The 22,980-nt window shown below is 40.0% G+C and carries 29 protein-coding genes; all 29 read right to left on the bottom strand.

Annotated elements, in window-relative coordinates; all coding sequences use genetic code 11:
• Positions 1-1,659 (bottom strand): amino acid ABC transporter ATP-binding/permease protein, encoded by a 1,659-nt coding sequence (locus T501_RS16985; RefSeq protein ID WP_044916396.1) that lies wholly within the window; start codon positions 1,657-1,659, stop codon positions 1-3.
• Entirely contained in the window at positions 1,656-3,398 is a 1,743-nt protein-coding gene (locus tag T501_RS16980; protein ID WP_044916394.1) for an ABC transporter ATP-binding protein/permease, read from the bottom strand. The genes T501_RS16985 and T501_RS16980 overlap by 4 nt, the downstream gene beginning before the upstream one ends.
• Positions 3,399-3,451: 53 nt before the next feature.
• The gene (locus tag T501_RS16975; RefSeq protein ID WP_050008373.1) at positions 3,452-4,003 is read right to left on the bottom strand and encodes an aldo/keto reductase; all 552 of its coding nucleotides are present in this window, start codon (positions 4,001-4,003) and stop codon (positions 3,452-3,454) included.
• Positions 4,004-4,030: 27 nt separating this feature from the next.
• Positions 4,031-4,177 carry a hypothetical protein gene (locus T501_RS21850; RefSeq protein ID WP_197027985.1) on the bottom strand — a complete coding sequence of 49 codons (147 nt, stop codon included), beginning with the start codon at positions 4,175-4,177 and terminating at the stop codon, positions 4,031-4,033.
• Positions 4,178-4,460: 283 nt separating this feature from the next.
• Positions 4,461-4,760, bottom strand: coding sequence for an ADP-ribosylglycohydrolase family protein (locus T501_RS16970; RefSeq protein ID WP_050008372.1), 300 nt, complete (start codon positions 4,758-4,760; stop codon positions 4,461-4,463).
• A 192-nt stretch (positions 4,761-4,952) separates the two neighbouring features.
• The gene (locus tag T501_RS16965; RefSeq protein WP_155831582.1) at positions 4,953-5,303 is read right to left on the bottom strand and encodes a hypothetical protein; all 351 of its coding nucleotides are present in this window, start codon (positions 5,301-5,303) and stop codon (positions 4,953-4,955) included.
• Between the two features lie 201 nt (positions 5,304-5,504).
• Positions 5,505-5,699, bottom strand: coding sequence for a DUF6796 family protein (locus tag T501_RS16960; protein ID WP_026512211.1), 195 nt, complete (start codon positions 5,697-5,699; stop codon positions 5,505-5,507).
• 16 nt (positions 5,700-5,715) lie between these two features.
• Entirely contained in the window at positions 5,716-7,128 is a 1,413-nt protein-coding gene (locus T501_RS16955; protein ID WP_044916391.1) for an MATE family efflux transporter, read from the bottom strand.
• 212 nt (positions 7,129-7,340) lie between these two features.
• Positions 7,341-8,621: an MFS transporter gene (locus tag T501_RS16950; RefSeq protein ID WP_330377099.1), complete on the bottom strand. Its 1,281-nt coding sequence runs from the start codon at positions 8,619-8,621 to the stop codon at positions 7,341-7,343.
• A gap of 97 nt (positions 8,622-8,718) precedes the next feature.
• Positions 8,719-9,498: a CPBP family intramembrane glutamic endopeptidase gene (locus T501_RS16945; protein WP_044916387.1), complete on the bottom strand. Its 780-nt coding sequence runs from the start codon at positions 9,496-9,498 to the stop codon at positions 8,719-8,721.
• Positions 9,499-9,576: 78 nt separating this feature from the next.
• Positions 9,577-10,200: a GNAT family N-acetyltransferase gene (locus T501_RS16940; protein WP_044916385.1), complete on the bottom strand. Its 624-nt coding sequence runs from the start codon at positions 10,198-10,200 to the stop codon at positions 9,577-9,579.
• 22 nt (positions 10,201-10,222) lie between these two features.
• Positions 10,223-10,969, bottom strand: coding sequence for an EFR1 family ferrodoxin (locus T501_RS16935; protein WP_044916383.1), 747 nt, complete (start codon positions 10,967-10,969; stop codon positions 10,223-10,225).
• 92 nt (positions 10,970-11,061) lie between these two features.
• On the bottom strand, positions 11,062-11,259 hold the full coding sequence (locus tag T501_RS21845) for a hypothetical protein (protein ID WP_197027984.1): 198 nt from the start codon (positions 11,257-11,259) through the stop codon (positions 11,062-11,064).
• Complete coding sequence (locus T501_RS16930; RefSeq protein ID WP_044916382.1) at positions 11,256-12,602, bottom strand: MATE family efflux transporter; 1,347 nt, start codon at positions 12,600-12,602, stop codon at positions 11,256-11,258. The genes T501_RS21845 and T501_RS16930 overlap by 4 nt, the downstream gene beginning before the upstream one ends.
• 165 nt (positions 12,603-12,767) lie before the next feature.
• Positions 12,768-13,184, bottom strand: coding sequence for a YjdF family protein (locus T501_RS16925; RefSeq protein WP_044916381.1), 417 nt, complete (start codon positions 13,182-13,184; stop codon positions 12,768-12,770).
• A gap of 371 nt (positions 13,185-13,555) precedes the next feature.
• Complete coding sequence (locus tag T501_RS21840) at positions 13,556-13,708, bottom strand: hypothetical protein (RefSeq protein WP_207641201.1); 153 nt, start codon at positions 13,706-13,708, stop codon at positions 13,556-13,558.
• A 149-nt stretch (positions 13,709-13,857) separates the two neighbouring features.
• On the bottom strand, positions 13,858-14,289 hold the full coding sequence (locus tag T501_RS20470; RefSeq protein ID WP_049946003.1) for a GNAT family N-acetyltransferase: 432 nt from the start codon (positions 14,287-14,289) through the stop codon (positions 13,858-13,860).
• Position 14,290: 1 nt separating this feature from the next.
• Positions 14,291-14,467 carry a hypothetical protein gene (locus tag T501_RS21580; RefSeq protein WP_155994906.1) on the bottom strand — a complete coding sequence of 59 codons (177 nt, stop codon included), beginning with the start codon at positions 14,465-14,467 and terminating at the stop codon, positions 14,291-14,293.
• A gap of 8 nt (positions 14,468-14,475) precedes the next feature.
• On the bottom strand, positions 14,476-15,504 hold the full coding sequence (locus T501_RS16905) for an alpha/beta fold hydrolase (protein WP_044916379.1): 1,029 nt from the start codon (positions 15,502-15,504) through the stop codon (positions 14,476-14,478).
• A 209-nt stretch (positions 15,505-15,713) separates the two neighbouring features.
• Entirely contained in the window at positions 15,714-16,214 is a 501-nt protein-coding gene (locus tag T501_RS16900) for a hypothetical protein (protein ID WP_044916378.1), read from the bottom strand.
• Positions 16,215-16,267: 53 nt separating this feature from the next.
• Positions 16,268-16,672, bottom strand: a complete 405-nt coding sequence (locus tag T501_RS16895) for a GNAT family N-acetyltransferase (protein ID WP_026512222.1) — start codon at positions 16,670-16,672, stop codon at positions 16,268-16,270.
• Between the two features lie 471 nt (positions 16,673-17,143).
• Entirely contained in the window at positions 17,144-18,046 is a 903-nt protein-coding gene (locus T501_RS16890; RefSeq protein WP_044916375.1) for an AraC family transcriptional regulator, read from the bottom strand.
• Between the two features lie 157 nt (positions 18,047-18,203).
• On the bottom strand, positions 18,204-18,737 hold the full coding sequence (locus T501_RS16885) for a GNAT family N-acetyltransferase (protein WP_242845556.1): 534 nt from the start codon (positions 18,735-18,737) through the stop codon (positions 18,204-18,206).
• Between the two features lie 187 nt (positions 18,738-18,924).
• A complete protein-coding gene (locus tag T501_RS16880; protein WP_044916371.1) occupies positions 18,925-19,800 on the bottom strand; it encodes an alpha/beta fold hydrolase in 876 nt (291 codons plus the stop codon).
• A 194-nt stretch (positions 19,801-19,994) separates the two neighbouring features.
• Positions 19,995-20,483 (bottom strand): cysteine hydrolase family protein, encoded by a 489-nt coding sequence (locus tag T501_RS16875; protein ID WP_044916368.1) that lies wholly within the window; start codon positions 20,481-20,483, stop codon positions 19,995-19,997.
• Positions 20,484-20,659: 176 nt separating this feature from the next.
• Positions 20,660-21,634: a phosphotransferase family protein gene (locus tag T501_RS16870; protein ID WP_044916365.1), complete on the bottom strand. Its 975-nt coding sequence runs from the start codon at positions 21,632-21,634 to the stop codon at positions 20,660-20,662.
• On the bottom strand, positions 21,621-22,163 hold the full coding sequence (locus tag T501_RS16865; protein ID WP_044916363.1) for a GNAT family N-acetyltransferase: 543 nt from the start codon (positions 22,161-22,163) through the stop codon (positions 21,621-21,623). The genes T501_RS16870 and T501_RS16865 overlap by 14 nt, the downstream gene beginning before the upstream one ends.
• A gap of 31 nt (positions 22,164-22,194) precedes the next feature.
• Positions 22,195-22,431: a hypothetical protein gene (locus tag T501_RS16860; protein ID WP_044916361.1), complete on the bottom strand. Its 237-nt coding sequence runs from the start codon at positions 22,429-22,431 to the stop codon at positions 22,195-22,197.
• A complete protein-coding gene (locus tag T501_RS16855; protein ID WP_044916358.1) occupies positions 22,424-22,615 on the bottom strand; it encodes a hypothetical protein in 192 nt (63 codons plus the stop codon). The genes T501_RS16860 and T501_RS16855 overlap by 8 nt, the downstream gene beginning before the upstream one ends.
• Between the last annotated feature and the right edge of the window lie 365 nt (positions 22,616-22,980).

The raw sequence follows: 22,980 nt of genomic DNA, 5'->3' as shown, positions 1-22,980 counted from the left end.
TCACGAAATCCGTCCGCCTTCCATCACCAATGTTTTCTCTGCAATCCTCATGGTTGACTCTCTATGAGATACAAGGAGTACAGTCTTTTCTCTCCCTTCTTCTTTAAGAGATTTCAGAATCACAGCTTCATTGAGACTATCAAGATTGCTTGTTGGTTCGTCGAGAAGCATAAACGGTGCATTATGAAGAAACGCCCTTGCAAGTCCTATTCTCTGCCTCTCGCCTCCGGATAAGGTGCTTCCCAATTCTCCAACTTCAGTTTCATAGCCCTTCGGAAGCGTCATAATAAAGTCATGTATAGAAGCCTTTTTGCATGCCTTCACAACTTCTTCGTCAGTTGCATCAAGTTTTCCGATGCGGATATTGTTACCAATCGTATCTTTGAAAAGCTCTGTCTCCTGAGTCATGTAGCTTTCCATGTCCCGAAGATCCGCTGTGTTTATCTCACTTACATTTCTTCCGGATACCGAGATTTCTCCATTACAGGCATTCCAGAATCTCATGAGAAGCTTTAAAAGTGTAGACTTGCCACACCCACTCTTTCCAACAATACCGACAATCTTTCCCTTTGGCACCTGCAGCGATATGTTATTCAGCACATTTTCTCCTGCGTAGGCAAAAGAAACGTTTTTTACTTCCGCACCGTCAAAGTCTACAGATGCCTTCCCTGTTATGTCTTCCGTCTCCGGTTCTGCATCTATGATTGCAAGTACTCTTGCACCTGAAGCCACTGTACTCTGTAGAGTTGTACCAAGTGCCGCAAGTGCGATAACAGGTCCGAAGGATGACATGAGAGCGATCATCGGTATAAGGAATCCGTCAAATCCAATCTGCCCGGCTTGATAAAGCCATGCGCAAACCAGCAGCATTGCGATATCGGAGATCAGTATCAGCATATTTGCTATCGCCATGTTGGTTCCGGTAAGCTTACTCAAAACTTCCTGTCTCTCCGAAAGTGCTCTTGTTTTATCACTTATCTCTTTCAGTCTCTTTTCTCCAAAGGAATACTGAAGCATATCATCGATCCCTCTTATGCTTTCAAGCATATGTGCTGAAAGTTCTCCTGACTGCGCCCGAAGTTCATCGCCCGTTGTACCGCTCCGCTTTGAAATGATCATGGGAAGAATCACGCCTAAAAAAATAAACGCAATCAGTGCGACGATACCAAGAAGCGGGTGAAAGCTTCTGATAAACAGGCACATAATCGTTTCCGATACTATAGCGATGCATATCGGCGAGATAGTATGTGCATAAAACACCTCCAGAAGCTCCACATCCGATGTGATGAGAGATATCAGATCTCCTTTATCCCTTCCTTCAAGCTTTGCAGGGCATAGCCTTCTGAGTGCCTTAAACACTTTGTCTCTTATGATCGCGAGCAGCGTAAATGCTATATAATGATTCGTCCGCTGCTCTGTAAACCTGAATATCGCTCGCAGTATCGCAAATGATAAAAGCAGCCATACAAGCGTGTTCCAAGATAGCTTTGTTTGTATCCCAAGCCCTATGAGTATTGCTTCTCCACCAAGTATCGGAATGAACTCTGCTGTAAGGAAGCCAAGTGTTCCGAGCACGACAGCCAGGATCATAAACCCGGAGAGAGGCTTTACAAGCTTAAGCATTCTGAACAGGATCAGTGCTTTGTTTTGCTTTTTCATGCGATAAAACCTCCCTTCCCGTAGTCCTCAAGTTCTTTCTGTGTATTCCACAGATTTCTGTATACGTTATTCGTTTCAAGAAGATCTACATGCGTTCCCGATCCGGAGATCCTGCCGTTATCCATCACAAAGATTCTGTCCGCATCCACAACATTCATAAGCCTGTGGGTGATCATGATAACTGTCTTTTTTTCAGCAAGTTTCTTTATCTCAGAAAGGATAAGTTCCTCACTCTCGATATCAATATTGCTTGTAGCCTCGTCAAATATATATACCTTCGCATCGTGAAGGATTGCTCTTGCCAAAGCAAGCCTCTGTTTCTGCCCACCGGAAAGGTTTCCCGCATTTTCCGTAAGAAGAGTGTCCAGTCCTTTTTCTTCCTTGAAGAATCCATCTATATTACACTCAGTCAGCACATTCCAAAGTTCTTCCTCTGATGCCTCAGGATTCGCCAAAAGAAGGTTTTCCCGCACAGTTCCTTTGAAGAACGTACTGCCAATACCTACATAGTTGATATTCATAAAAAGATTGTCTTCGTTGATATCAAAAACGTTTATTCCGGCAATAGTAAGAGTTCCATGCTTAATCGTATTTCGTCCCATGATAAGAGATGCGATGGTTGATTTACCACTTCCGCTCTCCCCCACGATACCTGTAAACGTATGCTCTCGGATATCTATTGAAACATTGTCAAGTACCTGCTTTTCATCATCATAAGAAAAGCAGACATCTGAAAGTCTAATATCCAGACCTGTCTCGGGAAGTCTCGCAGTCTTTTCTTTTGGCTCTTCCTCGCTTAGGAATTCAAATATTCTATCGCTTGCGGCCATTCCATTCATAGCCACATGGAAGTAGCTACCAAGTTTTCTCATCGGCAGAAAGAAATCCGCTGAAAGAAGAATCATAAAGACCGTACTCTGAATTGTAAGATTTCCGTCTACAAAGGCCTTTCCCGCAAGCGCAATGCCAAGTGCGGCACCACCGTATGCGAAGAAATCCATGATGATAATGGAATTGAGCTGCATCGTCAGGACTTTCATGGTAATCCTTCTGAAGTTCTCGGATTCCGCGTTCATCTGTTCGTTCTTATAAGCATCTGCTTTGTATGTTTTCAGAGTTGTCATCCCCTGAAGGTTTTCTAGGAAGGTGCTTCCAAGCTTCGCATACTGATCCCAGTACTTGGACAGAAGCTTCTTTGCAATCTTCTGGACCATCATTATAGTTCCCGGAATGAGGGGGACACAGATAAGCAGCACTCCTGCCACCTTGAAACTTCCCGCAAGACCGAACAACACAAACAAGGTGATCGGAGCTATAAATGCGTAGAAAAACTGAGGTACATACTGTCCAAAATAGCTTTCAAGCTGTTCTACCCCTTCCACCGATTCCTGAACAAGTTCTGCAGTTGTCGCGTGCTCTCTGTAAGTATTTCCAAGCTGCAGTATCTTTTTATATATCTGCTCTCTCATGACGCGCTTTACAGTCTTCGATGCGCGATAGCTCATCTCCGTCGTTTCCTTTGTCATGATAAACCGAACAATGAGAACACCTGCAAGTATCACAAGAAAAATAAGCATCTCATTTACGATCATTTCCTTGCGATACAGCTTTCCTACTACATTTGCGATGACAAAAATCATCACTGCGTTCATCATAAGTTCCAACCATTGGCAGATAATGTTACCCACTATGTATTTTTTGCTCTCTGGGCACATAGCCATCAATCTCTTATCAAACATTTACTACACACCTCTAAACTGACAGGCCTGTTATGCCGTAATCGACAAACCTTTCAGCAAACTTCGATCCTTTTTGACCGTCTGCATTCATCAAGCGTAAAGTTCGAAATCCCTACATGTTTTATTTTTCCTTCTTTAACAAGGGTAATGATCTCGTTTAAATTCTTTTCTATATCCGAAGGGAGGTGAAGCCAATATATATCTACATAACTGCGTTTAAAATCCTGCAGATCTTTTTCCAAAGACTTCCTGACCTGTCCTTCTTTATATGCGCCTACGGGAGTGAATTTCGACGAAATGACCACATCGCCGCATCCAAACTCTCCGATCATTTTTTGGGCTTTACCAAGTCCATAATCCTGTGCAAGATCAAAGATCATCAGGCCTTTTTCTTTCGCTCTTTCATAGCATTTTCTGATCGTTTCGGTATCTACACTCTCTCCACGAAGCACCTTACCATATGCTGCACTTCCCCATGAATTAGTTCCTACAACCGCTATCGGAAGCTTCATTCCAAGATCCTCTTCATTGTATTTATAGTCGTAAAATGCATCCGCTATCTGTTTCGAAATACCGGTTACATCTTCTCTGCTCAGCTTTTTCATGATATTTCCCTTCCTACTTTCTTGCAATCACTGTAATCCAAGGTTTACTCTCATGATGGTCTGTCTTAATCTTCGAAAAGCCTGCGCACACGGATTTTTCTTTGCAATAGCATTACTTAATGCACCGCTGCCACAGCCAACATCAAGACATTTACCACCATCAGGGATAACCACATATGATGAAACTCCATCGATAATCTGCTTTCATACCGTCCTCCAATCGTTTAACTTTATCTGCAGTTTCATAATACCACTTTATGTTAGTTATTGCTAACATCATCTCAAAAAAGATGCCCTGCACAAAATTCTGGTTACTGATATGCCCCATACCCGCTTCCTGTTTCTGGAAGCTAGCAAAAACGATCTCCAAACGATCATCAGCTATGCCTTATCTGTCGAACGTCCATTTGTGAGATATCCCCTTATTACAATTCAAGAATCTCCAGTAGTTCTTTTGTCAGATATTCCTGATAAAAGACTCATAATCTGTACTCTCGTAAAAACACCTCATGGCTGCAGGAACTGATCCCTGACAGCTGACATCCCACTTGTAGCGCGGTCTCATTTCATCAAGGCTATAGCCAATGCTGTACTTATAATCCTTTACCGGATACTGCTCAAGGACATACTCATAGATTTCCTGCCTGGATTTATCATGACGTGCCATCCAGATACATGTTGATGTCACAACCGCTCCTTTTATCCCTTCAGGATGATTGTGAGATACGGCTGCCACCTCCATAGCCCTCTTCTGCATCCCCGGCCTGCGCGCCAGCCGTGTTTTACTCTTATCATGTGGTGTTATTTAGCTTGTAAGGTAATGTTACTTTATTTGGGAAAAAAATAGGTCGCACGAGAGGCGACCTTGAAAAAACTATTTTGTCTCTTTTGAAAGCGGATCAAGACCGTAATCAAAGAGCACCATGTGTTCCATATATCTCCGTTTGCTTTAGGATGTGGGTAATGCTTTCCCAAACTCATCATTTAATGCCTTGGCAAGTTCCTGGCATACTGTACCACCAAGTCCTGCCTCTGCAAGTTTCATCCTCATGTTCATCTCAAATGTTATCTGGTTAGATGTCTTTATTACTTCCATCACTGTTTTTGCATATCCGCTGTTTGCAGCACCAAGTATCTTCTTAACCTGGGCCTGTGTAGGAAGCTTTACTGATGATTTCTTCGCTGCGCTCTTCCCAGCAGATGTTTTCTTTGCATCTTTCTTCTCAACTTTATCTTCAGGATTACAGTCCTTGATTTTAATCAGTTGATACTTCGGATGTTTTAGGGTACAAACCGCCAAACGGAGGTACACATTTTGTATCCTTAATGTTTAGCTATCCAATATTTTCTATGTTTTTATTAAATACATACCCTTTTTCTACCAGAAAGATTCCCTAAAACGTCACAAGTAAAAAATGCATAAAATAAAAGGCCCCGTCACATACGAGACCTCGTTTGTAAAATTATATCATGCACTTAATGTCAGAAGAAAAATGCCAGTCTAAACATAGAAGACAAACATCGCAAGAATATCAGACCACACAAACCTCCAGTGGGCCATATTTTTCCATTCGCTGTCAATGACGCCCATCTTACCAAGTTTCTTATTTTTCGGTCCCTTTAAATCCAGTAATAGATCTGCGGTAGCACAAAGAAGACCGCCAATAATTCCAATTACTGCCAATATAGTATTCATTTTTTCCTCCAATACTTCATGAAGCCTTCTGGGCATGTGGGTCTGACTGATGTTCACCAGCAAGATTATTAAGCCAGCGCTCTTTCTTTAGCCAAAAATGGAATATAACGGTCCTGACAATATCCAGAAGCTTTACGCAAAGGTACATCTGTACCGGGCCGAAATTGGTATATCTTGCAAGCATGAAAAGCATAGGAAGCATGACCACTATTGTTATTCCAGCATCTGCATATGCGCCCATCTTGGTATCGCCGCCAGATCTTGCAATAGCCTGCTGTGCGTTTACAAGTACCCATACAGGCATAAAGAATGCCATAAGTATTACCATACTCCTTGAAATTGCAATAGCACTTGGACTTAGCTTTCCAAATACAACAGGAATGATAAGTGTTGTAGCAAATCCGACAAAAGTCATGGCAACACCAAATACGATAGCTCCTGATAAAAGCCATGTTTTTTCTTTGCGGGCTTTTTCAAGATTTCCTTCTCCAAGAGTTTTTCCAATTATGACGGTAGTTGCCGAGTAGATTCCACCAAATGCTACAAAAAACAGGTTTGCTATAGCAAAACTGGACGCCATACCTGAAACTACATCTGCTCCGCCCCTTCCGTTATAGATAGCCGTCGTCAAAGTTTCTGAAAGGACCCAGGTCATTTCACAAAGCAGCATCATAGCGCCTTTTCTTAAAATTTCCCTGAACAACTTTCCATCTAACATAAAGTCCCTTGTTAAGCGAACTGCAAAATCAGGTTTGCTCCTGAAATAGATGAATGCAAATATAGCAAACTCCAGTGTTCTGGCTATAACAGTGGCGTAAGCAGCTCCCCTTACACCAAGTGCAGGCATTCCAAAATTACCGTAAATAAGAAGGTAATTGAATACCGTATTTGTAAGAGTTGCTACTACTGTTACAGCAAGTGGTGTTTTGACTTTTCCCATATCTCTTAGTGAACTTGCGATACTCATAGAAATGAACATGGGAATTCCCACAATAGCCATGATCCGTATGTATGGAACTGCCTCATCAAGAATAAGAGGCGCCTGTGTGTTTCCAATAACCATAAGTGACAGGATCTCTCTTGGATATACAAGGCAGACCATAAGGTATGGAATAAGCGCAACAAATCCTGCAAGCAGTTTAAATATAAACGCCTGCTGCATTCCACCGCAATCTTTTGCACCAAAAAACTGCGTAAGGAATATTCCACCAGTCATGGTGATCGTGTTAATTAAGACCATAAACACAAAAAGAACCTGACCGGCAATGTTTACACCCGACATTGATATATCGCCAAGTCCTGACACCATAAAATTATCTATCAGCGACACCATACTCTGTATAAGCTGTTGAAGCATTATAGGTACTGCTATCGCCAACACATTTTTATAAAATTTAACACTTCCAAAAATCGAATTCTTTTTTTCCATCTGTTAAAATGCTCAGTAGCACTCCTCTACTGAAAACTCTCCTTCATTTTTCAAATAACAGTCATAAAACCTTAGGATCATTCCATTCATTCCTCCCACCTGTCATGAATCTTTAATTTCTTTTTTCCAATAATATATTTATCACAAAACAAAAAACAGCCTCAAATTTACACTCATTTGAGGCTGTTTTACACTGATATTTAAGTCAAAAATCATTCTTCAGTATATCTATATTTTTTCATAATCTGACCGGAGATTATACATATGGCTGTTCCTGTCACACCAAGAATGAACATCATCATTGCGGCGCCTGATCCCTTTCCGCTTCCGAAAAGAAAAGTCCAGAACGGATCATTACTTTTCAATGCCATAAACGGTTCGCAGATCTTGTCTACAAAGAGTCCGCCAAGGAAAAGTCCGATTGGAATAGTAAAGAACTGCAGAGTATTTCTGCAAGCATATACTCTTCCCTGAAGCTCTATTGGAATAACATTGCGCATTATTACATTCTGGTTGGCTGCCATGAGTGGAACAAACACCCATCCTATTATCTGGCCTATGCACCATAAAACAGAGCTTCTTGCAAAGGCCAGTAAAAAGTTCTCTATCCCCAGCGCAAAAAGCATCGTGAGATATATGACTCTTACCCTGTCCTTGGGCTTTGGCAGGATCATTGGAAGGAAACTTCCTGCCACCATGGCCAGTCCTGAGCATGCTGTTACGATCCCATAAACATTGTTACCTTTTCGAGGTATAACAAGGGCCGGAAGTACAGCATCAAAGGCTGAAGCTGTGAAGTTAACCCCCGCCATAAACAGTATTACAGTAAGTATGAGCGGAGTTTCCTTTAGGAACTTTAGTCCCTCCTTAGCCAGTTTGATCACGTTTTCGTCCTTACTTGTTCCGTCCTTGATCTCTGGCAATTTAATAAAGAACAATAATGCCACAAATGCTATGGCAAAAGACAGAAGATCTACCGCAATAACCGTATCCAACCCTGCCAGTCCATAGAGTGCTGCAGCTATGAGCGGATTGCCAATTGAAATAAGCGAACGGGACAATTGCTGAAAGCCACTGGTCTTCTGATAATGCTCTTTTGGTACAATAAGTGAATATGCCACTTCTGAAGCAGGCTGCTGAACAGTGTTCATGAGACCCGAAAAGGCATTGATGACATATAGGTGCCACATGGTCAGCGTATCAGTTTTGTACAGTACAAATACAACAACCGTTGTAAGTGCCGCTAAAAGATCGCATATGAGCATGGTTTTCTTTTTATCGAATTTATCTGTTATTGCTCCGGCAAAAATGCTCATAATGACATATGGCGCATATGTACAGATTGTAAGTGCTGCAGTACTCAGCGCTGATCCAGTCTTTTCATACATCCACAGTGTCAGCGCAAATCCAGTTATTGCACTTCCAAGCTGTGATAGACTCTGTGTGATCCAGATTATGTAAAAATCTCTTAATTCCTTTATTCTGTTTTTCATTATCATTTAACCTCCATACAAATATTTTTCATCTGCATGGAGCATATACACTGCAATTTATCATGTCCTTCCTCCTTCTTGTTATTTTAAACGGTTATCATTCTTTTGACATCACATTCTTTTTCCAACATATCAGCGCAATAATCACTATGTATATTGCTGACAGTACAACATAAAACCAGATATCAACCTGTAAGAAACAATACAGAAAATTAAAGCAAAAGTGTATCACTATGCCATAGATCAGGTTATCGTTCTTTTCCATGAAAAGATTCATGATAAAGCAAAGTCCCGTCATTACAATAACGTTGGACAGAACGTATGGTATCATCTGGATTCCCATATAATCTGAATCTACAAACCACAGAATGGTATGCCAGAACGCCCATATAACTCCCTGTATCACTGATGCATTGAAAAAACTGTATTTTGCATTAAGGTATGGGCGAAGATAACCTCTCCAGCCTGACTCTTCTCCTGTTGGCCCAGTTGTGATCGAGAATAAAACTGATGCCCAGAACGGGTAGGACCCAAGATTCCAGTACTCACCAAATGCCTTCCCCTGAATCAAGGACAAAACAAATACTGTAATAATAGTAGCTCCAAGAGTAAGTATAGCTGAAGCTACCAGCGTTACTATGCTTATCTTTCCACCAAAAGCTTTTTTGTAAAAATCAGCAATACTACGGTCAGGGCAAAAATACTTAAAACCTATAAGTAACACAATTGTCGGTGCCCATGCGCAGATATTGGATAAAATCCTCATTACAACCGGCGGGCAATGGAATACCATACTTGCAGTCCCGCACAATCCAAGCACCATAAACCAAAATACAAAATAACTTAGACCCACGTACCATTTTACACGTTTTTCCATATATTGTTATCTTATGCCTCCGATATTTTTATTTTATTTCATCTCTGCAAATTTGTTTCCATCTTCGTTCTCCAATCGTTAATCAAAAATCTGTCCGGGAAGCTTTAATTTTTCCTTCGGAGGGAATGTCTTGTCAAACTCCTCGACATCTGAGTCTTCAACATAGTATCCCTTAGGGGTCTGATATACCCCTGTGATGCCATCAAGATATCCCGGGATCAGCTCTCTGCACAGGAAAAATGACGCATCTGCGCCCTCTGGAAGATCATGGTATCTGATCCCAAACTTGCTTGCATAGTCAAATCCGCAATGGCTGTAGAATCCGATATTCCCCTCAAAAAGAACTGCTCCAAATCCCATCTCTGCAGCCTTTTCAAGGGAATAATCCAAGATAGCCTTTCCATAGCCTTTTCTCTTAAGTTCAGGTGTAATTCCAATTGGGCCCATGGTAAGCACATCAATAGCCCTTCCATCATCAGCCTCAATGAAAGTTTTCATGAACATGTTCTGTCCGATCAGCTTTCCATCCTGCTCCATAACAAAATCGAGTTCAGGAATAAATGCTGGATCATCTCTGAGCACATGAATTACATAGTGCTCACTGCATCCAGGACGATAAACGTTCCAAAATGATTCCCTTACTAAATTTTCAACTTCTCTATAATCTTTCTTTTCTTCTAATCTAATTGTGTAATTACTCATATTTTTTCTCCATTTTTCATCGTTAAGAAATTAAAAGCTCACCAATTTCTATATGTGGATTCCTATATCTGGCGGAACTCTTCTCTCTATTATGGTGGATAGCATTCTTAGGGCAGTTCTGAATACAAGCTCCGCAGCTTATACAATTCTTTGAAAAGAGTAGGCGACCATTTTCAATATGTATATTTCCCATTGGACAAAGTCTTGAACATGTGCCACATCCCGTACACGCATCGTTCACGGTAACTTCTTCTGTAATACCAATTCCTATAGGAAACTCATACTTTTTCTTATGACTACTTGTAATAAGTTTGCTTAAAAACGAATTCCTCTTTACATACTTTTTCTTTTCAACTATATCGCCCACAATCTGGTCAATTGCGTCCTGCTGCTTTTTGCTATCGCCTTCCTGTTTTTTCATGTCAGCAAAAGTAATGCAGTTCTCGCCCATTAAAACAGAATTAATATAGTCGAACTTTCTTCCATTTGCCAGAGTAATCTTGTTTACCTCGTTGCAAACAGATCCAGCAAAACATCCGTAAGTTGCTATGGCGAAGAGATAGTTGCACTCTACCTTCAGTTTCTGCAAAAAATCCTCAATATATGGTGGTATGCAAAGCCCGTAAACCGGAAATACTATACCTACAACATCATCTTTTATCTCACAGGTTCCCTGTTTGATCAGCTTGGGAATAGATAAACACTCTCCTCCCAAGCACTTGGCCACATACAAGCAATTTCCAGTTGAGCTGAAATACAAGGTTTTCATTCAATATCCTCCAAATGTGTAAAACATAAACTGTATAGTAACTATACCCTTTGGAGAAAAGAAAACATGGATTACACTGATTATTTTGCTTTTTACACTGATTTATCCATATCATCAAGCGCTCTGTCAAAAGCTTCAAGGAACTGCCTCATGCTATCTAAAGTACTTTCAGGTATCTGGTCGAGCATAGCTTCATACATAGTTCCCATGTTTTCATGCATTTTGCGGTGATCATTCCTTGCCGCTTTACCCTTAACCAGGCAAGTTCCTTGTAGCTGTTCATAGCTCACGCTCCTAATTTGTGACAAATACGATACTCTGCTGAATATGTCTTTTGTATATAGGATACCATTACAAAAGCCACTATCACAGATAAAATATGGCTTATCAGAAACGCAAACCATACTCCATTTAAGCCAAAGAGCTGTTTAAAAATATAGGCAGTTGGAATTCTAAACACAATGTAATAAAGAACCAAAAGAACCATCGCCATTCCCGGCTTACCAATTCCCGTAATATATCCCTGCATACAACTTGTGAGCATGTACAGAACATAGCCAATACTGATTATTGAAAAGAACCTTGATACTACCTGTGCGACTTCAGCCCCCTGTCCAAAAACTGCTGTGAGCTGACCTGAAAAAAGAATCACTAGCACGCTTGTAATTGCAATGAGAGAGCCTCCTATGATCATGCTTGATTTCAAATAATCCATCGCCCTGTCATACCTTTTTGCTCCAACACATTGTCCCACTATGGATGTCACTGCCATACACATTCCTGTAGTAGGCATAAACATTATAAGCTCAAGATTTCTTGCGACTCCAAAGCCTGCTATAGTGTTCATTCCAAATGAGGAGATGAAAGAAATCATAAAAGCAGAACTAAGTGGCGGCATGATCGACTGTACTGTAGTTGGCACAGATAAACGGACCATGGTTATGGCATCATTCATATTGATCTTTTTAAAATCCATAGAAAACATCTTTTTCTTTTTGTGATAAATAATGGCGTAAACCAGGCATAGAACTTCAGAAGCCACTGTAACAATTGCTGCGCCGGCTAGTCCATAAGCTTTTATTGCAAAAGGATCAACAACTGCATTAAACACTGCTGTGAGCATCATACCTTTCATCTGAAACATTGGATCACCAAATGCCCTAAAGATTGATGTAAACACCATATAGATAAATAATGCTGCATTTCCCAATAAGTAGATCTTTAAATATGTTGCGGCATCAGAAAAAATAATTTCCGGCGTTCCCATAAGAACCAGTATCGGATCAACAAGTACTTCGCCTAAAATGAGAAGTACAATTGAAAAAACAGTGGATACTGCTATTACGGTCGCTACTGCCCCCGGAATATGTTTTCTGTCATCTGCTCCTACAAGATTAGCTATCATAACGGAAATACCGTTACCAACACCCATTGAAATGGAATTTAAAAACAAAACAATCGCCGTTCCAGCGGTGAGCGCCGACATCCCCAGCTCTCCAAGCAGGTTTCCGACCCACAAGCCATCCACCATGTTGTAGATCATTAGCATGATCATGCCTACCATAAGTGGAGCAAACATCTTGATAAGTGACTTATTTGTTTCTCCATTAATAAAATCAATTTTGCTATTCATTTTTTCCTCCTTTTGTATATCTGCTATACTGTTTAGTAACTATACACTTTGCAAAATAAAAAAGACTCCTTGCACTTATTTGGAGTCTTTTTACACTGATTTTAATTGAGTAATCTAATTGTGTAATTACTCATACTTTTCCTTTCTTTTTCCAGTTAATAAAATTCAATGCCCTTTATGCTTTTCTCTTTTCTTTTCCTGTTTTAGTTCAAACAAACGCTGATTCTCAGCTTCCTTTTGTTCGCGGCTTTTGCATTTCCGTTCCAGTTTATTCTGCTCCTGTTGTAATTTGAGAGCCTGCTGTGATTTAGTACCTATGCCAGTCTCCAGTATCTGCTTTTTCGCATCACGCTGCGCTCTCTTGGGATTCTTCTTAGTTTCCTTTACGGTCGTTTCAAGCTCTGGACTAAAATGCAGATGATAATAGTTCCGATTAATAAACTCAAGCAACTCTATATCCTTTGGTTCAGCACCAAAAGTCACTTTAGCTGCTGATAGTTTTTTATCGATAACCCTCTCAAATACCCCCACCCAAAATGGATCTTCAAAATACACGATCAGCCTGCCACTTACTCTATCCATTGTTGATCATCCCTCATATTAGGCCCTTCAATTTAGCCTCTGTACATTTATATGTAGTAGTAGTGACCATACTTTATCATAGCAAAAGAAAACAGACCCAAATCACACTGATTTAGGTCTGTTTTTCACTGATTTAATAGGAGTTCATCAAAAAGACAATGTGGTCCTCCATCAGCCTTTCATGATTTTCTATAACTAATATCAGTGTCCTACATGTTTTGAATAAAACACAAACTCCTTATCGCGCTTTATTTCTTTATAGCCAATCTTCACTTCTCTTTTCCGTTCCCCCAACATTTGATCCATTATAATGCTTCCCCTAATTCCTCAGTGTCTTTCAGCTTTCTTTCAGCTTCGCCTGTTTTAATCTCTCAAAAAATCAAGAACAGCCTGATTAAAGAGGGTTTTCTGATCCCTAAATAATCCGAAAGCGTTGTAACGGTTAAATATGACAGTCCTTTCTCATTTGCTAATTTAGCAGCTTTTTCTATTATTTCTTCCTTAGATAATCCTGTTCTTGGCATAATTACTCCCATCTCGCTTTTACTAACAATGTTAGTTAATATTATACTAACATTGTTAGTTTTGTCAACCAAAAAACAGCGGGCATAAGGATTTTTCTCCCTATTCCCGCAGATCAAGTTTAGTGTCCTTTATGCTTTTCTCTTTTCAATTATTCGCAATACATACATATTGTTCCATTTGATAACTTAAATCCGTTCTTTTCGTAAAACTTAGCCGCTGGTGCATACTCACTTGTATATAGAACAATGCCTGCAAGTCCTTTTTCTTTACTGTAATCTTTAACTGCATTTAATAATTGTTTACCTATTCCATGCCCTTGTCGTTCGGGAAGTACCGCCATCTCATTAATGTAAATCTCTTCTTTGCTTCCGGAAATTTTACAAAGCGCGAATATACAACCTAACACTTCATCATTTTCTTCATAAACATATCCAACAAATCTTTTCTGTTCAAAAAAATCGCGAAGATATTCTGTTGCATTTTCTGCAGTCCAATCTATTCCCCAATGTTCCATGGGGAATGCTTTTGCATAAATCATGCCACATTGTGCTAAGTCAATGTTCTCCATAAGTCTAATCATTTTACTGTCCCACCAAGATATGTTCTTGAAGCGACTTGCACAAAGCCGCCGCATCTCCATTCACTTCATCAAATCTGTAATCCACAGCTTCAGAATCAAACAATCCATGTTTCCTCTCAAGCATCTGCTCAACAGGTGCCGGCAAGTTTCCATGCATTCTCTCCTTCTGTTCGTTCATCACTTCTGCTAAAGCATTTTCTTCAGTATTTCCCGCGTCCTTACTCCATCCTCATAGATAGGACTGTGGGCGCATCCTTTATATAAAAAGAACTCTTTTTCCGGTGCTTGTATCGCCTCGTAGTATTCCTTCTGCACCGATGTGGCGCATGTCATATCATGCTCACCGGCAAAGAACCAGATCGGTATATCAATGCTTCTGACGCTTTCAAACGCATTAAAAATCCTAGATTCATTATGAACCGCAAACTTACCGGAAGAAGCCTTCCCTCTCCACAGATTTATCCTCTCAAGCGGAGTATAAGCTGTTACCCGAAGGCTTGGGAAAAAGAGGCCTGTTATCACATTATCCATGTCCGATGTCGTCCCGACACCAAGTTCATGCATGGCCTTGTCTCTGAGACCTGAGCCGGAATATTTTTTATAATCCTCCTGCGACTCGTGTATCCTGTACTTATCAAACTTCTTAATCATCGAGTTGTTACCCTGTGCCTCATACTGAGAACGCATGTAATCATAAGCCAGAAGTTCTGAGCGATGCTGATCACAGCACTGTGACATAGCCATATATGCGATATATTTCTCCGGGTGAAGCGAAACCACATTTAACGCAATATAGGTTCCAAACGAATGGCCCATGATATATATCTGTTCCTGTCCAAAGCGGTCTCTGAGATAGTCTGTCACCAAAATGGCATCATCGATAAATCTCTCTGTCGTCATATCATCAGGATTGGCATCACTTTCAAAAGACAGGCCGGTTCCCCTGTAATCGAAATAGCACACGGTAAAATGCTCGGGGAGTATCGATGGATATAAACTCTCTACCAGATACTGCGGAATTCCCGGGCCGCCTCCGCAGACAATCAGCACAGGGTTGTCAACATTATCTGATAAGATGATCGTCCCTATATTGGTGCCATTTATGTCTAATTTTGTCTTCTCACTTATCGCATGGCCCTTAGGCAGTTGCCCGGTACTTGGAGGAATTAAGACACATATGATAGTGATCAGTATTAAAGGTATTATGATATACATATATTTCAATTAAATCACTCACTATTCTCATGATTTTATGCTCTTACTTAATAATACATTCCATCTGAAGATCATATGGCTCATCTTCCACATAGGATGAAATTGGGGCAGAACTGAGACGGAAACCCACAGCGGAATAGAAGCTCATCGTTCTTCCAGAGATACCCCATCCTGTAATCATCACGTGCATTCAGTACCTTTGAAAAAACTTATTCCTGTTGAAATGCTATTTTATATTTTGGCAAAACTATTTTAATAAAGATCACTGTATTCAATGCAAGAAAGAATCCATACTGTATTCTCGCAGCAATTTCAGGAATGATAAGTGATATCCCATTCATGTCTCCACCACCAAATAAAGAATACAGAAAGCATAAATATATCGGATCCACAAATAGCATAATTATCGTTACGTAGAACATACATGCCTTAAATACATCTGAAGGAACTTTGATCAAAATATCTATTATTCTTACAAGTATATAGCCAGTTATCAGCGTAGCCACTGAACCAACAATGCAAAACACCCCCATCTGAATGTCTGTCATTTTCTCAGCAAATACATCTACCTGAACCCCTAGTCCTATCATGTTGATCCGCTTATACACTCCGATGGTCATTGCATATAACAAATGTGCTCCTTCGTGAATCATGTAATATGAAATTATAGCTACAATCAATCCAAGGTATTGTCTCGTCCTTTTACTCAAAACAGTTCTCCCTCGACTAATCTAAAGTCTGCTTTTATATTAATCTTAGCCTATCATCCAAAATTCTTTATTACCATTGCTGAATAGTTTTCATATTTTTGAAAACCAAATTTCTCATAAAATGGTATTGTTTTCGGATCTGAAGGCATTACCTTGATATACAAGTGTTTTTCAGAGCATGCCAGAATTCTTTTCATCAATTCTCTTCCTATTGCATAGCCTTGATACTCAGGATCAACTAGCAGATAATGTAAAAATGCAACTGTCTCTCCATCATCCAATGCTCGAACCAGCCCCACCAAACGGTCACCATCCCATGCTGATACAACATGGGTCGAATTATGCATAGCTTTGACCAGTTTTTCTGGATAATGTCCGGACTCCCAGTTCACTGACAAAAACAATCTTTCAATATCTTCAGCTCTAAAATCTTTTATATCTTTATATAATATTTCCATATTTCACCTCTTCCTTATCCTAACAGACCCATTAAAAAAACACCAAAACACACATATTTGATCCTGTTTTACACTTATTTTTCTGAACATACATGTTGAACCACTAACCCCGTCCCCACTTCGGTGTAAAACACAACAAAATAAGTGCACTTTAGCTTTTCACTAATCCTACATGGTACTTTGTTTACAAAAAATAATGAAGTAGAATCATATGCGGAAAAAGTAATGTTTGAAAGTAACTACGCAAGGATTGAATACATTGAAAAAGACAATGTGGTTCTCCACACCTGGAAAAAAGAAGCCCACTATGAGATGTACCGTGCTTCAGTAATAGCATCACTGCACTTATTACAGTCACACAAGGGATTTCTTATTCTCATTCATTGTAATGCTTTTCATCTTGCGAAACTGGTATCATGTTTGTTAATGAGAGAAGAATCGGTCGCCCGATTCTTCTCTCCAAGACATTCATCAGTTATTTCCTTCTTTCTTCTTCACGGGGATCCAGATTGCACTGTGATAATCCTTATCCGTCATTTCGCCATTTACACAGTCATACCATTCTGCAGATGCATTCCCGCAAAGTTCATAGTCCGGATTACCCGGAAGCCACTCATTGAAAATCTGTGTATTCAGGCTCTGCAGTGCCTCAGGAATAGGGCCGATGCAGTCAAATACTGCCCAGTCACCCATCGGAAACTCATAAACCACCATTCCTTCAGGAACTTCCCCTCCGGCATACTTCCCAGCCACAAGATACCTAAACTTTCCCTCTCCGATATCATCGATGCAGACTCCATACTCTCCAATGCAGTTCTCTACGATAGCCTTCTCATAAGGATTGGCCGGAGCATTCCCGGCATAAACATTTGCTGCATACTTCTCGCAAATCTCATCCCAGAACTTTGGAATCTCCTGATAAGCAGTATCATTATCAAATATCTTTTGAAAACCGATAACCTTAAACTGGAACATTTTTGTAATTTTACAATTCATTTGATCGCCTCCTTGAACCTGTAGTTTTACAGTCAGTGGAAGGAACGTCCTCACAGCCGCCCCATCACGGACCTGTGATGGTGTTACACCGTGAAAGCGAGAAAATGCCTTTGTGAAGCTCTCAGGCGTCTCATAGCAATAAGCGTATGCAATATCGATTACCTTATCATCCGTATTCTTCAGATCCAATGCTGCCTGATACAGCCTGCGGTTTCTGATATACTCCCCAATTCCGTATCCGGTCATCAAGGAGAATCCCTTCTGAAGAAAGAACGGAGAAATATACACCTGATCTGCCACATCCTGCGCACTGATGTTGTCTTTCAGATGTTCTTCCATATAATCAATTGCTGTGCGAATGCTGGTAAGCCACTCCATCTTATACAATCTCCTACTCCGTTCCGGCCGTTGCTAAACATACACCAACGACTCGAAACAGCCTTTCCTTTACCCTGACACAATTAGTATATCTGGTCAGTCAGTACTCATCCTGTCATTTTCTGTTCAAATCTGTCCTATTTTCAGTCCGATTAACTTAAAATTGCTGATTTCTTTGTGCCAAATAGAAACGGTATAGCTTTTCTTTTGCATCATTAATATCTCTGTACATTTTTTTCTCTGTCAGCGAAAAGCCTACTCTTTCTATCGTTTTCCAAGATGGAAGATTATCCTCACGGATAGTGGCAATTATCTCATTTTCATCATAATGCTCAAAGAAATAACAAACATATGCCTTTATTGCTTCTGAAGCGTATCCATTATTTCGAAAATCTGCTCCGATAAAATAAGTAATGCCCACTTTCTCCAAATCTTCATAAAATGTACATCCGACAGCTCCGGCAGGCAAACCTGTTATTTTATCTTCAATCGCATAAGCAAGATAATTCTTTCGAGGATCGTCCTCTCGCGCCAGATTTTGTGCTTTTATAATCCAGTCATCCATCCAGTAACTGCAATCTTTGCCAAAGCCTACATCATTCAAGCTCCCATCCAAAGCCATATGAATAAACGCCTCTCCATCCGGCAGTTCTATATCTCTAATTATCAATCTATCAGTTTCTATTACCATGTCGCTCACCTATAACTCCCTCATATCAAGCTCTTTCTGCTTTGTTGATAACGGAGCTTTTTGTCCTGTACCTAAGGTTATGAAATCAGCTACCGAATCACCCCAAAATCCTCGCTCAGGATCAATCCAACAGATTTTGCCGATCACTGAATTTCCTTTACCGAATGTTGTTACTTTCTTAAGTATATCAATTATTTAAGGTATTGACGCTCTCTATAACTATTTCCGGTTCCGTCAGGTGAATATAATGAGTGCTTTTCTTAGCCTGGATCCATATTGCTCTTTTCGAATACCCTAAATACTCTTTCATGATCTCCTGCCACAGTTGTTCGATCCTGGCGGCAAAAGGACGGCTGTTTCCACCAAATTCCATGTTTTCCTTAATTGCTTCCTCAGATGAATGAGTCACAAGAATGATCGGAATATCAGGATATTTTTCCTTAGATACCATATTTTTTAACGATGCACCATCGTGAGCTAACCTATACTCTTCCCTGCATGTGCGTAGATGCGTGGTATTTACAAGCGAATTAAGGATATCCTCATTTTGCTCCATGGAAAAATTGGCGTAATAAAAAGGCGGTGCCTGACACATCACTTTCTTTACAAAGCCTTTCATTCCAAGCTTAGTAAGCGTTTCTAAAAAAATAAAGTTTTTACTCTTATCTACTCCGGATTTTTTAAACTCCTTCGCAGTTAATTCCTTCTTAAATCTATTATCTTCTGTAGTTAATGGGTCCAAAAGAATTAGTCCCTTTACCATCTCCGGATAGAGACCACAGAACTCGCTGGCATACAGTCCTCCCTGCGAATGTCCTATTATCACCAGCTTTTCATCATGCGGGATTTCATCTAGGAGATTCATTAATTCTTTAGCAATATTCGTAGGCGTTCTTTCTTTATCACTCTTATCACTGTGATTTATCCCGGCTCTTTCATAGACAAGCACACCGTGATTCTCTCCAAGTTCTCTTGCAAGCGCTTCCCATTCAGCTATGCATGCTCCAAGGCCCATTTCTATTACGATATCTACAGTTTTACTTCCAAAAATCTTATAATTCATGATAGCATTCCCCTTACCGCTTCATCCTATCATCCTCAAAATAAAACAGACCCAAATACACTTATTTGAGCCTGTTCTGCACTTATAATAATTCATTTCAATGGATAACAAATATCTATCTCCATATATCCGTCTTCCCTTATGCCCCACGCAGAAGACTTGCCTAATGCATTTCTCCCACCATTCTCAGTACTTTACCTGCACTCTGCAAGTGTTAATACATCACAGCCCTTTTTGGCATAATAATCATACATCTCAGGCAACTTCTTCAGATCATAGCTTGTCACACAATCAGATATTACATGCACTTTGTATCCGCATTTTGCAAGGTTATAGCTTGTAGATTTCACACACCCCGTTGCATCAGCTCCAGCGATATAGAACTCTTTTATTTCATTATTTTCAATAAAGTTCGAAAACGCCTCACAGGTGAGTGCACTTGCTTTTGATTTTTCAAAAATATTCTCTGATACTACATTTAATTCCGGGACCAGCTCAGCTCCCTTGCTGCCGGGTTTAAAGGTTCTTGTTTTCTCAGACAGATTAAAATGTTTTATATAGATTACGCGCATGTCATTTTCTGATGCCCAGTCAATAGCTGTATTTACTCGCTCTATGATCAGTTTGTAGTTCTTCGTGATGTCGTTCTGAAGGTCTATAACAACCAATGCCTTGTTTTCCATATTTGATCTCCTCTATTCTCGGGTTTTGTTATGTTTACAGCATAACAGTCCGGAAGCGTTAAACTGTCTGTTTCACTGATTTGCATAAGTTTTACACTGATTTTTGAGTAACAAAAAACACTGCAGGTCACAACCTGCAGCGTTCATCGTCTCTCATACTCATACCCGATCCATAGTTAAAGTATATCAAAAGCCATGTCATACATTTCTCTTGCATCATTGGTATTTCTTATATAGTTTGGCTCGTCCGGCTCATATCTTACATATTTTTCTACTTCTTCAATAAGGGCCAGGTAACAAACCGCTAATGCATATCTAACTTCAGTCTCTTTAGAAAGAACTATCCCTTCTGTTGCAGTTTCATTATAGATATCCAGCTCTTTCTGCTTTGTTGACAACGGCGCTTTTTGCCCGCTACCAAGGGTTATGAAATCTGCTACAGGATCACCCCAAAAGCCTCGCTCAGGATCAATCCAACAGATCTTGCCATCGTGATAAAGGACATTACTGTCCCACAGATCAAAATTCACCATTCGGCAAGGTACATTCCGGAGGAGCCCAGCATGTTTATCAATATATGAGATAAACTTCTCCCCATCAGGGGTCTCGTATCCAAGAGCCTTACAATCCTTAACAAGATTACCCGCCATGGACTTTAGCGCATCATACCATGTATCGTGGAGGCCTGATTGTATGTAGCCAAACCTGTCATTTTTGATCCTGTGTATCTTGGCAAGCATTTCTATTTTCTGCCTCTGAACATTTTCATATTCATGATCCGAGAAATTCACAGCCCACAAAGGCTCTCCTTCCATCATCTGCATGATGAAGCAGTTACTCTTTACGATGCTTTTTGAAAAATCAGACACATATACTTCCGGGCAAAGAATATCTGTGTTTTCATGCATTTTCTCATACCAGAACACTTCTGATCCCATCATGTTTTTCTCATATGAAAGAACCGTAGCACCCTCCGGAGGTGCTATCTTGAGGGCAAAGCTCTTTCCATCATCAAGCATTACCTTAAATGCAGAATTGAACTCTCCATTGCCAAGTGGTGCTATATCTGACACATTCCCAAGTTTATGGAATGCGAAAAGCTTCTTTATTTCTTCTAGAGTTGCTTCATATTTCGTTTTACTCTTGATCATTATTCAGCCCTTTCTCTTTTTCCCACTCTGTACGCGTAATAGCATATGCATAAGATATTTCATTCTTGGGATCAAGATATTCCTTCACTTTTTTCATGCCATTGGCCATAGCCGTTGAGTAGGAGCCGATATTTGTGTACTTCATATAAGAGTAAATCTTCTCATAATCTGTATTCTCAAATGCCCAGTCTCTGCAAGCGCGCGCAGCTTCTTTTGCAAATCCCTGTCTCTGGTATTTCTTGTTAATGTGATAGCCTATTTCAGGTAATAATTCTCCGTCAATAATCTGGATTGTAATACCACAATCGCCTATGAATTCCCCTGTATTTTTAAGTGTAACTGCCCATAATCCGAACCCATAAGTTTTATAATTATCAAGATTCCAGGTTATCCATCCCATAGTTTTCTCTCTGTCAAACGGGGCCGGATAATGCTGCATAGTCTCAGGATCGGATAATATTTCATATAGGGCATCAAAGTCATCTACTGTGAATTCTCTGAGGATTAATCTCTCTGTTTCTATTTTCATAGTAACCTCCCGGATCATTCATACTAATCAATTATTTTATTTGACCATTTACAGATTCCCTTGGTGCAGAATATAATTCTCCTGAATTCCAGCTGGAATCCTCCATCTTTTCACGATAGACATCTATCTCCATGCCTATCCCTGAAAAGATGATCTGCTTAAATACGCCAAAAGAAGCGGCGCAGATAAGGTGAGCACCCTCATGAACCACATAATACGTAACTATTGCAATTACTATGCCTATATATTGTCTGAACCGTTTATTCATTTTTCATACCCCATAGACCGTAAGGATCTTGTCTTAATTCATTTTCATATAAAGAAACTACAGACCATATATCAAAAAACATTGCCTTGCAGTCGCCGATAAAGCTTTCTCTGATAAGTCCATTTTCATAAGCCATATCCTGTATTTTGTACCATGCCTTTACAGGTGGATGCCCTGCTTCCATAAACCACTCCCCCGGGGGATATATTCGATTTATCTCCTCATTGGGTTCAAACCCAATGTCATTAACTTTAGAATGAATTAACCAACGCCAAAGATATGTTCGGTTAACTTTAGCATGATACATCATCAATAAGTTCCGAAAGCCAAGCTATTGCACTACCCTCAGCATAATTTATCGCTATAGAAATATTATTATACTGCACATTGACAATTGACAAGCATGACAAAAAGACGAAATCACCTAATGTTAATAGAGAGGTGCCTTCATCAGTATAAATGTTGTATGATTGTATATGGAAATGGTGGAACTCTATTGTTTAATTACGATAGCAGAAACTTATCGGAAGCTTAAACCTGTGCTGGCGG

Source organism: Butyrivibrio sp. WCE2006 (assembly GCF_000701985.1).
Lineage (GTDB): Bacteria > Bacillota > Clostridia > Lachnospirales > Lachnospiraceae > Butyrivibrio.
This window is presented reverse-complemented; position numbering and strand designations above follow the sequence as displayed.